Consider the following 14394-nt stretch of genomic DNA (forward strand, 5'->3'; position numbering starts at 1 on the left):
CTTTGGCAATTTACTCGGTGGTGATGGTCACAACGGTGCCGTAGGCAGCCTCGCTGCCGCCCGCCACATCCTGGCTGACCACCTTGCCGGACTCGCTGCCCACAAGGCGGACGTTCAGGCTGCTGCTTTTCAGCATCTGGGCGGCAAAGGTGCCGCTGCTGCCCACAACGTCGGGCACGGTGGTCTTGCTGTCCTGGTCGGTCTGGGTGTACAGATACACCGTCGAGCCCGCGGGCACGGTGGCACCTGCCACGGGGTACTGGTAGACGATGGTGCCGTTTTCGCCGATCAGGCGGTGCTGCAGGCCCTGCTTGTTCAGCTCTACCTGCGCGCCCGTCCATGTGTTTTCCAGGCAGTAGTGCACCTTGACTTCCTCGGTGGGGTTGTAGCTTGGGTCTTGCTCCAGACCCAGGTAGGGTGCGACCTCGCTGATGATGTTGCCCACAATGGGGGCCACGATCTGGCCCGCCAGGTCGCGCACCCAGCGCGGGTCGTCCAGCATGACGAACACTTCAATTTCGGGGTCGTCCACAGGCAGCACGGCGGCAAAGCTCATCTGCTTGTAGTAGTCGCCGTCGCTGCGCAGCGAACGGTCGGTACGCTCGGCTGTGCCGGACTTGCCGCCGATGCGGTAGCCCGCCACATAGGCGTTGCGGTTGGAGTGGCCTTCCTCGCCGTGACCGACGGTTTCCTCCATCATGGAAAGCAGCTGAGCGCTGACTTCCTCGGAGATGACCTGGCGGCGGATATCGGTCTCGGTCTGGGAGACCACGTTGCCCGCCTTGTCGGTGATTTTATCCACCACATAGGGCGTCACCAGATACCCGCCGTTGGCGACCGCCGCCACGGCCGTGGCCATCTGCAGCGGGGTGATGGACTCGTTTTGGCCAAAGGCCGCCGTGTACAGGTTGGTGTCGACGTTGGCCATCTGCTCGGCATTGTAGACGCTGGTCCAGCGGGTTTCGTTGGGCAGGTCAATGCCGGTGGGTTTGGTAAAGCCGAACGCCTCGATATAATTGTAAAAAGTCGAGGGCTGCAGGGTTTGCGCGGCCTGAATAAACCAGATGTTGCAGCTGTTGTTCAGCGCCTGCGCCATATCCTGCAAACCGTGGGTGTAGCCCAGGGCGCAGTGGTAGGTGTGCTTGTATTTTTCCGAGTCCTCGTTGACGGTCAGCTCGCCGCCGCAGTAAAACTCCTGCCCGGCGGTCATCACGCCGGAATCCAGCCCGGCAGCTGCCGTGACCAGCTTAAAGACCGAACCGGGGATATACAGCTCGGTGATGTTCTTATTCTTCCACTGGGACTCGCGCAGCATACCCTGCAGCCGGGTGTACTCGCTGCTGACGGTGTTGCCGTCCTCGTCCTGCGTGGTCTCGCGGCTGATGAGGCCGTCCGCCACAATGTCGGCCACCTGCTTTTCGCCCAGGCGGCTCTGCAGCCACTCGATGTCGTCGGCGGTGAGCGATTCGGCGTCGAGGATCGACTGCATTTTCTCGTCGGAGATCACATACGGCTGGTTGGGGTCAAACTGCTGGGTGGTGGCCATGGCCAGCACCGCGCCGGTCTTGACGTTCATCACAATGGCACAGCCGCGGCCGTGCACCTGATAGGTGTCCATGGCCTCGTCCAGATATTTTTCCACGATGGACTGCACGTTTTCGTCAATCGTCAGCACAAGGTCGTTGCCGTCCACAGCGTCATAGACCTTGGCGGCAGACTCGTCCAGCACCTCGCCGTCGCGGTTGGTTTCGGCAATGCTGCGTCCGGGCGTACCCGCCAACGTTTCCTCGTAGGATTTTTCCAGCCCGTAGGAACCCTCGCCGTCGGCATTGCAGAACCCCAGCACCGATGCCAGAAATTCGCCGTAGGGGTAGCTGCGCACACTGGTCTGCTCGGTGCGCAGGTAGACAATGCGCGCCCCCGTGGCGTTTTCATTTTCGGCGGGGATACGGTATTCGTCCGCATAGGCAAGGATCGCATCGGCCACGGGCTTTTCCACGCCCTTGGCAACCACGCGGTACTGGTACGGCTCGCCCGCGTCGTTTGTGGCGGTCAGTACGCTGTACACGGCCTCGGCGGTGGTGCCGTCGTTCAAAAGGTTGGCGATCTCCTCGGCGGCGGTTTGCAGCTGGGCGTCGGTCGCCCCCGCCTTGACGGAGGACGACGGGTCGCAGATGATGTTCCACACGGTGTTGGATTTGGCCAGCACCTTGCCGTTGGCGCTTAAAATGGAGCCGCGCGCGGCGGGCAGCACGGTGTCCTTGAGCTGCTGGGCCACAGCCTCGGTGCGGTACAGCTCGGCATCGCGCAGCTGCAGGGCGTACAGCTGGTAGATCAGCACACCGAAGCCGAAAATCAGAAACAACGCCGTGGCCACCAGCGTGCGCAGACGCATGTGAATATCCTGTTTGCGGCGGTCTGCCTTGTTTGAAGATTGTGCCATAAGCGGATTCCTTTTTTGCCTATTGCGGCTGCGAGCCTTCTTGCACAACGCGGCAATGCCGCATGGCAAAAAGGCTCGCAGCTACGGTGTTTTGTTGTCGTTACGGGTTCAGGCTGCCCCACAGGCTGAGCGCGGCGGTGCGTACCTTTGCCAAAAAGCGGGTGGCGCTGTCGCCGGTTTTTTCAATGACGCTGTCCTCCTCAAGCCGGACATAGGTGATCTGGCTTGCGTCCAGGCGAACCAGCCCCAGCCGACCCTCGGCAACCTCCTGCAGGCTGCTGCGGGAGGTAATCTCCCCCATTTTGGTGGAAAGATAATCGTACTCGCTGCAGGCGGCGGTCAGTTCGGCGCGGGCGCTGTTGATCTGGCCATTCAGCTCGGTCAGTTTAGCCTGGCTGTATACCACGCTGACGATCAGCCCCAGCAGCAGGGCGGCCGCCAACACGCGCAGGGTATTGGCCAAAAGATGCCCGGCCTTGCGCAGGCCGGTTTTGCCGCCGCGCACAACGCGCACGCTGGGCTGCGGGCGATCCAGTCTTTCGGCCGCCTGGTCATGCAGAAGTACAGTTGTCATAAGGGTGCCTTTCTATGCGCAAGCCTTACACCTTTTCCAACACGCGCAGCTTGGCGCTCCGCGCACGGCGGTTCTGCTCCAATTCTTCGGCGTTGGCTTCTATGGGCTTGCGGGTGATAAGTTTGGCCTTGGGTACGCCGCCGCAGGTGCACACCGGTTGTTCCGGCGGGCAGGTGCAGCGCAGCGCCCAATGGCGGAATTTGTTTTTGACGAGGCGGTCCTCCAGGCTGTGGAAGGTAATAACGCACAGCCGACCGCCGGGGGCCAGGCAGTTGAAGATGGCGTCCAGCCCTTCGTTGAGGGCGTCCAGCTCCGAGTTGACCGCAATGCGCACAGCCTGGAAGGTGCGGCGCGCGGGGTTTTTGGCCTTGCGGCGCTCGGCCGGGGGCACGGCGCTTGCCACAATGTCAGCCAGCTGCAGGGTGGTTTCAATGGGGGCTGTCTCGCGCACGGCGACGATCTTGCCGGCGATCTGCCAGGCATACGGTTCCTCGCCGTAGTCGCGCAGGATGCGGGTCAGCTCCTCACGGCTGAGGGTATTGACCAGATCCGCGGCGGTAGGGCCCTGCTGACTCATGCGCATATCCAGCGGGGCGTCGGCATGGTAGGAAAAACCGCGCTCCGCATCGTCCAGCTGATGGCTGGAAACGCCCAAGTCCAGCAAGGCCCCGTTGACCGCCGGGATGTCCAGTTCCGCCAGGACACGCGCCGCCTCGCGGAAGTTTACCTGCACCACCTGCGCCGGCAGGCCCTTTAGCCTTTCGGTGGCAACTGCCACCGCATCCGGGTCCTGATCCAACGAGATCAACCGGCCGGTCGTGAGGCGTTTTGCAATTTCTTTGCTGTGCCCTGCGCCCCCCGCCGTGCCGTCCAGATAGACACCCGTGGGGTCAATGTTCAAGCCGTCCAGGCAGGGCTGCAGCAGGACGGGAATGTGGGAAAATTCCATAACCAAATCCCTTTATATATCAAGACTTAACTCAGAAGTCCAGTTCTTCCATTTCGGCGGTAAAATCCTCGTCACTGTCGGCCTGGTTTGCGTTCCAGGCGGCGGTGTTCCAGATTTCGGCAAAGCTGCGGTTTCCGATGATGGTCACATCGTGGTCCAGCCCCGCGTACTCGCGCAGCTTGGCGGGCAGCTGGATGCGGCCCTGCTTGTCGGGCGTGACCTCCACAGCCGAGGCATACAGCATACGGCTGACCTTGCGCCCCTTTACAAGACCTTTTTCCTCGATCTTGGCCGCAACCTTTTCAAATTCATCGGCAGGGAAAGCGGCCAGGCAGTTGTCCAGCCATCGCGCCACAATAAAGGTCTCGCCCATCGTGTCACGGAAACGGGCAGGGAAATTCAGGCGGCCCTTGGCATCGATGGCGTAATCGTATTGACCAACCAGCACGCGGTTCCCCTCCCCTTTTGACAGATTGCACAAGAATTCGTTCTTGTTTTTGACGTTGCTGCGTTATCGCTGTGGAAAACTCGGTGGAAAGTGTGGATAACTACCCACATTTACCCAAAACCATGGGTGAATTACCCCTTTTTACCCACCTAGTACATTTAGTCTACCATCTGCCGATACAAAAAGCAAGCCCACAACAGAAAAAATCTGCTGTGGGCTTGAAATTTCACATATTTTTGGGAGCGACAGCTTTAGCGGCCCTGGCTGCGGGGGTTGCGGGCGGCGGCGTTGCGCAGGTTCATGCGGGTATTTTTGATTTCCGACACGCTGCGGGCCAGCGCCTCCTCCGAGTTTTTCAGGATGCTTTCGCAGTAGACGGTGGCGTTTCGGCTCAGCTCCTTGGCCTGGGTCTGCGCGGCGGTCAAAATCTCCACGGCGCGCTGCTGGCTGCGCTTGACGATTTCCTGCTCACTGACCAGTGTGCGGGCGCGCTCCTCGGCCTGCTGGATGATGCCCTCGGCCTCGATGCGGGCATTTTTTACGATTTGTTCGCGGTCGTTGACGATTTTTTTGCTTTCCCGCACTTCGTCGGGCATGTTGTTGCGCACCTCGTCAATGATATCACGCATACGGTCGACGTCCACCACGCGCTTGGCAGAGGCAAACGGCACAGCCGAACCTGCATCCAGGGTCTCCTCCATCATATCCAGCAATTCTTCTACGTTCATACCTGTTCCTCTTTCTCATAGCGGCTGACCATGATCTTGCCGTAAATATATTGTTTGGTGCGCGTCAGGCTGCCCACGGTCTCCGGCAGGTCGGCCTCGCGCTCGCTCTCGCAAAGCACCACGCCGCCGGGGGCTACCTTGCTCTCCAGCGCGGGCAGCACCGCCGCCAAAGTATTGTGCCTGTACGGCGGGTCGAGCAATACGATGTCAAACGGGCCGCGGATGTTGGCCAAAAAGCGCAGGGCCTCGCCGCTGCGGATATCGGCAGCGCGCTCCACGCCCGCCGTCTTGCAGTTGGCGGCAACAACAGCCAGTGCACTTGCGTTTTGATCTACAAAGACACAGCTTTTTGCCCCGCGGGACAGCGCCTCAATGCCCAGTTGGCCGCTGCCGGCAAACAGATCCAGCACCCGCGCACCGGGCACCAGAAACTGCACGCTGGAAAACATGGCCTCCTTGACACGGTCGATGGTGGGGCGGGTAACTTCCTCGCCGGGAAGTGCCTGCAAATTTTTGCCGCGGGCTGTACCTGCGATGACGCGCATGGGCTGTACCTCGTTTCTGTGGGTTGGTTAAAGAATATCAATATAATTATGATACCTCCCTCCCCCATTGTCAAGGGGTGGAAGGTGTAAAATAAATGGAGTATTTCAGTTTGTCAAAAAAGCCCTTTGTCGGGTAGTAATGTAGGGATGGGTCTTGACCCATCCGCACCGCTGGCTGCGCGCAGCGCATAAAATCGCGCCGAACGGCGCGCGGTTTTCTCGTTACGCCGCGCTTTTGGCAAGGCGGCACGGAACGGTCAAGACCGTTCCCTACAAACCAACCGTTAGGTTGCAAATGCTGCATAAAGGCAAAGAAGGTTTTTCGACAGTCTGCCAACACCCCACCGGGGTGTTGGTTCCCGCTTGCGGGTGGTCGGGCTGTTCGACTCCTCATCACCGCAATTAAAAATCAAGCCCCCGAACCGGGACACGGTTCGGGGGCTTGGTTTTTAAGCGGCTGATGGGAGTCGAACCCACGTCCTCAGCTTGGAAGGCTGATGTACTAGCCGTTGTACGACAGCCGCACAACGTACTTATTATACGTTCATGGGGGTCGTTTTGTCAAGGCTTTTCGGCGGGGTCACTCATAATTTTTTCGTCAGATGCTGGAATAGCCAAAGCTGTTTACCAGCGCATCGATCTTTTTGCCCTCCTTGCACCAGGGGCAGTTGTGGGCGTCGTAGCTGCGGTAATCGGGCAGGTCGTTGGGGTCAAAAATGCTGCGCACGGGGTAACCGGCGCACTCGGTTTCGGTGGCGAAGATGGCCGCAATACCGGCAGGCTCGCCGCCGTAGTAGCGGATGGCCTCCACCGCACCCTGCACGGTGTAACCGGTGGTAACGGACGCCGCCAGCACCAGAACGTGCTTGCCTTTGATCATGGGAGCGGTATTTTCGCGGAACAAAAGCTGGCTGCCGGTGGTATGCTCCGGCGTGACAACATAGATGGTCTGGTGGGCGTTCATGTTGGTAAAGCCGTCCTTGGTCAGCTCGCTGGCCATGCAGGCACCGATGACCTCGGTGCCGTCCAGGCAGAGGATCGTGTCAATGATCGTGGTGGATTTGTACTCGCTGACAAGCTCGGCCGCCACGGCACGGGCCTCGGACAGGCGGAACTTACTGAGGGTCACATCAATATAATAGTTGATGTGGCTGTGACTGGTTGCGTAGTGACCTTTGCTGACACGCAGCAGCAGGTTGGGATTGCCGGTGGGAAGTTTTACAAGATTCATGGCCATGGGGGTTCCCTCCTTACAATGTATATGTACTATTGTACAAACTTTGTATAAATATTGCAACGAACGCATTCACCAAAATCGCAGCCTTATTTTTGGTAACTTTTTTCTGCCCCTTTGCACTTTGATTTGGGATATGGTATAATGAGACAATTCCGCATAATTCTAAGTGCCGATACGGCGAGCGAGGGGCGGCAGATGCTAAGCCAAAAGCGCAGGCAATACTTTGTGTATTGGCGAGCATTTTGGCAACGCAGATGCCGTGCCGCAGCCGCCGGAGCGGTGCTTAAGCCGTAAGGCGGGAATTGTGCGGTGTTGTCTAAGTAAAATTTGTAAATTGGGGAGGTTTGCGCATGGCATACAAACTGGCAGAATTGCACGGTGACACGGTAGCCGTGCCGCAACTGGTGCTGGCGCGCCTGACCCAGACCGACGGCAACACAATGCGCGCCGCGCTGTATATTTTGCAGACCGGCGACACTGACCCCCACACCATGGCGCGGGCGCTGGGTCTGCCCAGTGTGGAGGCAGCCCGCCGGGCACTGCAATACTGGTCAGGGGCTGGTCTTTTGGAAAAAGAGCGCGGCACCGCTGCCGCCCCCGCCGCCGAGGCACCTAAAAAAATCGACCTGGCCGGCCTGAATGACCCGTATATTTCCGTATTGTGCGAGGAATCGCAGACGGCGCTGGGCAAGGCGCTGAGCCGCAGCGAGCTGCTGCGGCTGGTTGCCCTGTACACCGAGGACGGCTGGCAGCCCGATGTGATCCTGCTTTGCTGTGCCGAGCAGGCCCGCCGCAAGCACGGCACCGTGGCCGCCGTGGTGCGCGAATTGACCCGCTGGCGGGCGGACGGCGTGGAAACCGGCGAGGACGCCGAGCGCTACCTGCGCAAGGTCAAGCAGCGCGAGGAATGGTGCGACGACGACGCCGCGCAGTTCGGCACCGCGTCCGACAAGCTGACCGCGTGGGAGCGCAAGGCCATCGCCCGCTGGCATGAGGAATGGGGTGCCTCGGCCGAGTTGATCGGCGAGGCGATCCTGCGCGCCGGGGACAAGCTGTCCGTGCGCTATGTGGACGGCATTTTGCGGTCCTGGCGCGCACAGGGCATCACCACCGTGGCCGCCGCGCGCGGGCAGGGCCAGCTGAACGGCAGCAACATTTTGACCACCGCGCGCCCGGCAGCAACCCCCGCCGCCGCGCAGAAAGACCTGTTCAACCGCGATTGGGCGGCTGTTTTTGACGAGGAGGGCTAACCCATGCGCACCAAAGATGAACTTTTCCGAGCGGCTCAGCGGGAAATCGCTGCCCGCCGCCAGCACGCCGTAATGCTGGCCGATACCGCCCGCCGTGCCGCGTTTGCCGCCCACCCGGAGCTGGCCACCGCCGATGACGCCCACATGCGCGCCGGTCTGGGGCTTGCCAAGGCTGCCGCCCTGGGCGGCAATATGGCCGCTGCACAGGCCGCCCTGGCCGATGCAGACGCCGCCCTGGCCCGCGCCTACAGGGATGCCGGTTTCGGCGAGGACGCCTTTGCTCCCGCCTTTACCTGCCCCGTTTGCGGCGACACCGGTATGCAGGGCGGCAAGACCTGCCGCTGTGTGGCCGAGACCGCCCGCCGCCTGCGCCGCGAGGAGATCAACGACGCCAGCCCGCTGGGACTTTGCCGCTTTGACAGCTTTGAGGTCACCCGTTACAGTGAGGCTGTGGAGCCGGAGTTGGGCATCCCGCCGCGTGTCTACATGCAAAAGCTGCTGGATTTCTGCAAAAACTACGCTGCACAGTTCCGTTCCGACAGCAAAAACCTGCTGTTTATGGGAAGCAGCGGCCTGGGCAAGACCCATCTGGCGCTGGCCATCGCCGACGCCGTGCTGGAAAACGGTCACGACGTTTTGTACACCAGCTCCGCCGCGCTGGCCGCCCACCTGGGACGCGAGCACTTTGACTTTGACGGCGGGGACGAGTGGCTGACCGCCTGCCAGGAGGCTGACCTGCTGATTCTGGACGACCTGGGCACCGAGTACATCAGCCCGCTGACCATCAGCATTTTGTATGAGCTGATCAACACCCGTATGCTGACCCAGCGCCCCACCATATACACCACCAACATCACCGATCAGGCTGTGTTCACCGCACGCTATACCGAAAAGGTCGCCAGCCGCATTATGGGCAACTGCCGGATGTTCAAGTTTTTCGGCACCGACCAGCGGCTGCCGGGCAACAAAACGAAATAAATTTATAGGCAGCGCGGGTTTTGCCCTGTGCTGCCTATATTTTTAACACAAAAACGTGAATCTGTTCTTTTTCTTTTCATATTTATGCGGTATAATAAGATAAGTATGGTGGGTTTTGCCCACAACAGGGAGGAAATTGAGAGTATGGCTAACGAAAAAATTCTGGTCGTGGATGACGACAAGAACATCTGCGAGCTGCTGCGCCTGTATCTGGTCAAGGAAGGCTACAACGTGACGATGGCGCACGACGGCGCCGCCGCCCTGACCGAGTTTGATAAGCTGCACCCCGACTTGGTCCTGCTGGACGTTATGATGCCTGTGATGGACGGCTGGGAGGCCTGCCGCAAGCTGCGCGCCAAGAGCAACACCCCCATCATTATGCTGACCGCCAAGGGTGAGACCTACGACAAGGTGCTGGGTCTGGAGCTGGGCGCCGATGACTACATCGTCAAGCCCTTTGACGCCAAGGAGGTCACCGCCCGCATCAAGGCCGTGCTGCGCCGCACCGCCGCCAAGGACGAAGGCAGCAAGGGCGTGTATGATTTCGACAACCTGCATCTGGATATGAGCCGCTATGAGCTGAAGGTCAAGGGCAAGGTGGTGGAGGCCCCGCCCAAGGAGCTGGAGCTGCTGGCCTGCCTGGCCGGGCACCCCAACCGCGTGTACACCCGTGACCAGCTGCTGGACGAGGTGTGGGGCTTTGAGTATTACGGCGACTCCCGCACCATTGACGTGCACGTCAAGCGTCTGCGCGAAAAGCTGGAGGGTGCCTCCGACAAGTGGAGCCTGAAAACCGTCTGGGGCGTCGGCTACAAGTTTGAGGTCAAGGAATGAGCCGCCGCAACACGATAAGCCGCGAGCTGCTTTCGACCATTGCCACCGTGTTGGTGCTGGGGCTGGCGTTTATGTGCGTGATCCAGACCGCGCTGTCGGCGGCGTATTTTGTCAGCGAGCGCCATGCCGCCCTGAGCGCCGTGCTGGACGGCGCCACCGCCCTGAGCAACCGCTTTGCGGACGAAGGCTCCATTGTGACGCGGCCGTTTTCTGACGATACCATGTTGGAAAGCGCGCAAAACGGCTTTGAGCTGTTCAACACGGCGTCGGGCGCGCTGGTTTACATTGCCGACAAAAACGGCAACATTTTGCTGCACACCAGCTGTGCCGATTTGACGGGGCAGAGTATCCCCGCCGAACTGCTGCAGGGCATCGGCCCCGGCAGCGACCTGTTTGACACGGGCAAGATGGGCGGCGTGTACACCCAGCGGTACTATACCGCCGGGCGGCTGATCAGCATGGGCGGGTACGACGGCTATCTGTTTGCCGCCACCCCCATGCGCGGGCTGTTTTTGTACATAAAAGATATGCTGATCATGTTCGGCATTTCGGCGGCGGCCATTTTGCTGCTGTGCAGCTTGCTGTGCATGCTGCTGGCCAAGCGCATCACCACCCCCATCGAAAACATCAGCGTGGCGGCCCGCCGGCTGGGCAGCGGCGATTTTACCGCCCGTGCCCCCGTGGACGGCTGCGTAGAGCTTGCCGACTTTGCCACGACCTTTAACAATATGGCGGCGCGGCTGCAAACCATCGACAACTCGCGCGGGCAGTTTATGGGCAACATTGCCCACGAGCTTCGCACCCCCATGACCACCATCAAGGGCTTTATCGACGGTATGCTGGACGGCACCATCCCGCCGGAGGAAAACCAGCGGTATCTCGCCATCGTCTCGCAGGAGACGGGGCGTTTGGCGCGCCTTGTGCAGAATATGCTGGACATCACCAAGCTGGAGGCGGGCGAGGTGCCCATTCACGCCAAGACCTACGACGTGTGGCAGACCATCACCGACGTGGTGCTTGCGGACGAGCAGCGCATCGAGGACGGCAAAATCGATATTCAGGGCTTGGGGGGCGACCCGCTGCCCATCTACGCCGACCCAGATTTTGTACATCAGGTCGTCTATAATATCGTGGACAATGCCATCAAGTTCACCCCCGAAAAGGGCGTTATCACCTTCTCGGCCCAGCGTCGGGGCGACATGGTGGAGGTGTGCATCGAGAACACCGGCGCGGGCATTGCCGCCGAGGCGCTGCCCTTTGTGTTCGAGCGCTTTTATAAAGAAGATCGCTCCCGCGGGATGAACACGCGCGGCAGCGGCCTGGGGCTGCATATCTGCAAAATTTTGATCAACCTTTCGGGCGGCGAGATTCACGCCGAGAGCGAGGAAGGTCAATGGTGCCGGTTTGTGTTTACCCTGCCGGCGCATCCGTAATTTAGAGCAACAAAAATAAACCGTATGGAATTGTTTTTCCATACGGTTTTGTTTTTGCCTGTTTTTATCAGTCTGCCACGGCGGGCTGGTCCATCAGCAGCTCGGGGGGCAGGTCATCGTCGTCCAGTTCTTCCTCGCGGGAGGCGTCGTAGTCAAAGCTGACATTCAGGGCGGTGGCGGCGCTTTCGATGACATCATCCACATCCACCAGATCGTCCTCTGCCATAACGAACAGCACCTTATCGCCAAAGGTCACCACGCGGGCGTGGTCGGCGGCCACACAGACCCACTTGTGCATATTCACGCCGTTCAGCACGGCATCCGCGATGGTTTGGGCGTCCTCGGCATTTTTAACGCGCAGCAGCACCATGCTGTACGGCTGGCTGCCGATGCTCGGCTCGGTCAGGACAGCCGCGTCCACAAGGGCGGCCTGTTCGGGGGTCAGCCCCGTCTGGTAGGTGTACCAGGTTTCGTCGTTCAGGTCAACGGCCACGGTTTCCACCATCATCAGCCCGACGTCGTAGACAGCAGTCATCTTGTCGACGATTTCCTTCAGTTCGGCGTCCGGCTCGGGCATCTCCTCGTCCACGCCGAACTCCCCGTCAATATCCTCGGCGGGGGCGGAAGTGGCCGGCTCGCTGTCGGGGGTGGGGGTCGGTTCTGCCGCAGAGGAGGATGCGGCATTGCCGCAGGCAGTCAACAGCAGGGCGGCAGCCAGGGCGGCGGCGGTCATCATCTTTTTCATGGTAGCAATCCTTTCTCGGTCAAGATCTCTTGCGGGGAAAACGGTACATCCCAGGGGTCCTGCGGGGGCATCGGCATAACCAGCGCAGCGGGGCAAAGCAGCAGCTTTTCCCCTGTATAGTGTGCCAAAAAGCGGTCGTAATACCCGCCGCCGCGTCCCAGCCGTGTGCCGTTTTGCCCGGCAGCCATGCAGGGCACCAGCGCAAGCGCTGCACCCGGCAGGGTGGCAGGGTCAACGGCGGGCAGGGCGGCGGGCGGCTCGGCAATGCCGAAATGCCCCGCAACCAACTGCGACAGTGACGTAATGTGCACCCAGTCCATCTCGGTTTTGGAGACAACGCGCGGCAGCAGCAGGCGCTTGCCCTCCGCCAAGGCGCGGTGCAGAATGGTGGAGGTGTCCGGCTCGTCCGGCAGGGCGGCAAAGCACAGCACGGTGTCGGCGCGCTGCCACACGGGCAGGGCGAACAGTATGCGGGCCATATCGGCCCCGATGCCGTGCATATCCAGCACGGCGCGCTGCTGCGCCGCAAAGCGGCGGGCTTCCTGTTTGGTCATGGGCAGTACCTCCTTGTTTGCAAGGTATCATACCATATTCCCCGTCAATATACAAGACGGGAAATTCTGCGGTGTGTTACACCCCGTCGCAAAAAAGTGCATATTTTCCTGCCGCAGCTGCCATACTGCCTGCAAGGAGGAGTATGCAGATGAAAACTTTCAAAAAATGTATGCTTTTGCTGTCCGTCATCGGCAGCATCAACTGGGGCATCTACGGCATTTTCGGGTTCAATGCCATCGGCTGGCTGCTGGGCGGCAGCCTGAGTTGGCTGTCCCGCGCGGTGTTTATCGTGGTAGGTGCGGCGGGCCTATACCTGCTTTTTGAGCTTTGCTGCAAGGATGACTAAACAAAGGCGGGCAGTCGGAACTGCCCGCCTACTTATTACGGCTACAAAATTTCTTCCCCAAGGGTCCGGTCGGTGCGGCTGTGGGCGCGCACGCTCAGCACAATGCCGACGCACAGGTACATCATCAGGGCGCTGGAACCGCCTGCCGAGAAAAACGGCAGCGTCACGCCGATGACGGGCAGCACCTGCAGGTTCATCCCCAAATTGATGACCGTCTGCAAAAACAGCGCCGCAAAAATCCCCACGCAGATGCTGCACCCCAGCGCGTCCGAGGCGCCGCGGGCTGTGTTCAGGGTGCGCAGGCAGATGGCCACCAGCAGCGCCAGCACCGCCGCCGCGCCCAAAAAGCCCAGCACGTTGGCGGTGTAGGCAAAGATGAAATCGTTCCACGCGTTGGGCACAAAGATGTGCTCGCCGTCAAACAGTCCCTGCCCCGTCAGCCCGCCTGTGCCGATGGCCATTGCCCCCTTATTTTGCTGGTAGGCAATGTCCGCCAGCGCGGGGTCGTCGGGCGTCAGCACTGCCAGAATTCGCTTGAACTGGTAGCCCTTTAAGATGCCGGGACGTATCGCCAGCAGGGCACCGACCCCCGCACACCCCGCTGCCAGCCCGCCGCCCACCAGCCAGTGCGACAGCCCGCCCGCATACAGCATGACCAGCCCCACGCCCAAAAACACCAGCGCGGTGCCGTCGTCGCCCTGCAGGTGAATGGCCGCAGCCGGGGCCAGCAGGTGCACCAGCAAAAGCAGCAGCATTGCGGGGCGGTTGATCTTGTCCCGCACACGGCTCAGATGCAGCGCAAAGGTCAGGATAAAACTGATTTTTGCCAGCTCGGCGGGCTGAAAGGTCATGCCGCCCACGCGATACCAGCTGTAATTGGACGTGCCGCCCGCATCGTAGCCGATGGTCACAAACCCGGCATGGAAATTGTGCAAAAACAGCGTAGGCAGCACAAACCCCCACGAAACCGCGCAATGCAGCGGCCACGCATGAGCCAGGGCACGGTAGTCCACCGTGGAGAACACCACGGCCAGCAGCAGCCCGAACAAGGCTGACAGCAGCTGCACCGATGCCTTGTTGTTGGAGCCAAGCTGCGTCTGCCCGATGGACATCAGCACCAGAATGCTCAGGGCGCTGCACACCGCGCACAGCGCCAGATACCCTGCGTCCACGCGGCGCAGATACCGCCGAATCAGCCTATACACGGCATACGCCTCCCCTCTGTCTGTACTCTATTATACTGTATGGGCGCGGAATTTTCCACTACATAAATTAAATTTTACAAAACGCGAACTTTGTAGTATAATACTATTATTACCGTGTGTCTGT

15 protein-coding genes and 1 tRNA gene are annotated in these 14394 nt (G+C 60.3%); 5 read left to right on the forward strand and 11 right to left on the reverse strand.

All coding sequences use genetic code 11. The features are described from left to right. Positions 1-10 precede the first annotated feature (10 nt). From Q0I19_RS06095 to Q0I19_RS06130, 8 genes are all read right to left on the reverse strand, one after another. Positions 11-2443, reverse strand: a complete 2433-nt coding sequence (locus Q0I19_RS06095; protein ID WP_294758271.1) for a penicillin-binding transpeptidase domain-containing protein — start codon at positions 2441-2443, stop codon at positions 11-13. 100 nt (positions 2444-2543) lie between these two features. Further along, positions 2544-3017 carry a cell division protein FtsL gene (locus Q0I19_RS06100; RefSeq protein WP_294758273.1) on the reverse strand — a complete coding sequence of 158 codons (474 nt, stop codon included), beginning with the start codon at positions 3015-3017 and terminating at the stop codon, positions 2544-2546. Positions 3018-3042: 25 nt separating this feature from the next. Next, complete coding sequence (rsmH, locus tag Q0I19_RS06105; RefSeq protein ID WP_294758275.1) at positions 3043-3966, reverse strand: 16S rRNA (cytosine(1402)-N(4))-methyltransferase RsmH; 924 nt, start codon at positions 3964-3966, stop codon at positions 3043-3045. A gap of 31 nt (positions 3967-3997) precedes the next feature. Then, complete coding sequence (gene mraZ, locus Q0I19_RS06110; protein WP_294758276.1) at positions 3998-4414, reverse strand: division/cell wall cluster transcriptional repressor MraZ; 417 nt, start codon at positions 4412-4414, stop codon at positions 3998-4000. Between the two features lie 251 nt (positions 4415-4665). Next, positions 4666-5142: an HrpE/YscL family type III secretion apparatus protein gene (locus Q0I19_RS06115; protein ID WP_294758277.1), complete on the reverse strand. Its 477-nt coding sequence runs from the start codon at positions 5140-5142 to the stop codon at positions 4666-4668. After that, positions 5139-5687: a 16S rRNA (guanine(966)-N(2))-methyltransferase RsmD gene (rsmD, locus tag Q0I19_RS06120; protein WP_294758279.1), complete on the reverse strand. Its 549-nt coding sequence runs from the start codon at positions 5685-5687 to the stop codon at positions 5139-5141. The genes Q0I19_RS06115 and rsmD overlap by 4 nt, the downstream gene beginning before the upstream one ends. 452 nt (positions 5688-6139) lie before the next feature. Continuing rightward, positions 6140-6211: transfer RNA gene (locus Q0I19_RS06125), tRNA-Gly, on the reverse strand. Between the two features lie 74 nt (positions 6212-6285). Next, a complete protein-coding gene (locus Q0I19_RS06130; protein WP_294758280.1) occupies positions 6286-6924 on the reverse strand; it encodes an orotate phosphoribosyltransferase in 639 nt (212 codons plus the stop codon). A gap of 350 nt (positions 6925-7274) precedes the next feature. On the opposite strand from Q0I19_RS06130, the gene Q0I19_RS06135 reads away from it, so the two are divergent. The 4 genes from Q0I19_RS06135 to Q0I19_RS06150 all read left to right on the forward strand — a co-directional run bounded on the left by Q0I19_RS06135 (position 7275) and on the right by Q0I19_RS06150 (position 11419). Beyond that, positions 7275-8174, forward strand: a complete 900-nt coding sequence (locus Q0I19_RS06135) for a DnaD domain protein (RefSeq protein WP_294758281.1) — start codon at positions 7275-7277, stop codon at positions 8172-8174. Between the two features lie 3 nt (positions 8175-8177). Further along, the gene (locus Q0I19_RS06140) at positions 8178-9152 is read left to right on the forward strand and encodes an ATP-binding protein (protein ID WP_294758282.1); all 975 of its coding nucleotides are present in this window, start codon (positions 8178-8180) and stop codon (positions 9150-9152) included. Between the two features lie 144 nt (positions 9153-9296). Then, positions 9297-9986: a response regulator transcription factor gene (locus Q0I19_RS06145; RefSeq protein WP_294758283.1), complete on the forward strand. Its 690-nt coding sequence runs from the start codon at positions 9297-9299 to the stop codon at positions 9984-9986. Then, a complete protein-coding gene (locus Q0I19_RS06150) occupies positions 9983-11419 on the forward strand; it encodes a HAMP domain-containing sensor histidine kinase (protein WP_294758285.1) in 1437 nt (478 codons plus the stop codon). Before Q0I19_RS06145 ends, Q0I19_RS06150 begins: the two co-directional genes overlap by 4 nt. 67 nt (positions 11420-11486) lie before the next feature. Here Q0I19_RS06150 and Q0I19_RS06155 read toward each other — a convergent pair whose 3' ends face one another. Together Q0I19_RS06155 and Q0I19_RS06160 are read right to left on the reverse strand one after the other, a co-directional pair. Further along, on the reverse strand, positions 11487-12164 hold the full coding sequence (locus Q0I19_RS06155; protein WP_294758287.1) for a hypothetical protein: 678 nt from the start codon (positions 12162-12164) through the stop codon (positions 11487-11489). Then, positions 12161-12718 (reverse strand): 5-formyltetrahydrofolate cyclo-ligase, encoded by a 558-nt coding sequence (locus tag Q0I19_RS06160; protein WP_294758288.1) that lies wholly within the window; start codon positions 12716-12718, stop codon positions 12161-12163. The genes Q0I19_RS06155 and Q0I19_RS06160 overlap by 4 nt, the downstream gene beginning before the upstream one ends. 149 nt (positions 12719-12867) lie before the next feature. Here Q0I19_RS06160 and Q0I19_RS06165 point away from each other — a divergent pair, with 149 nt between their 5' ends. After that, on the forward strand, positions 12868-13065 hold the full coding sequence (locus Q0I19_RS06165) for a DUF378 domain-containing protein (RefSeq protein WP_294758290.1): 198 nt from the start codon (positions 12868-12870) through the stop codon (positions 13063-13065). A 41-nt stretch (positions 13066-13106) separates the two neighbouring features. Here Q0I19_RS06165 and Q0I19_RS06170 read toward each other — a convergent pair whose 3' ends face one another. Then, the gene (locus Q0I19_RS06170; protein ID WP_294758292.1) at positions 13107-14270 is read right to left on the reverse strand and encodes an FtsW/RodA/SpoVE family cell cycle protein; all 1164 of its coding nucleotides are present in this window, start codon (positions 14268-14270) and stop codon (positions 13107-13109) included. Positions 14271-14394: the final 124 nt, after the last annotated feature.

Origin of the sequence: uncultured Gemmiger sp. (assembly GCF_934561205.1) — a bacterium.
Classification (GTDB): Bacteria; Bacillota; Clostridia; order Oscillospirales; family Ruminococcaceae; genus Gemmiger.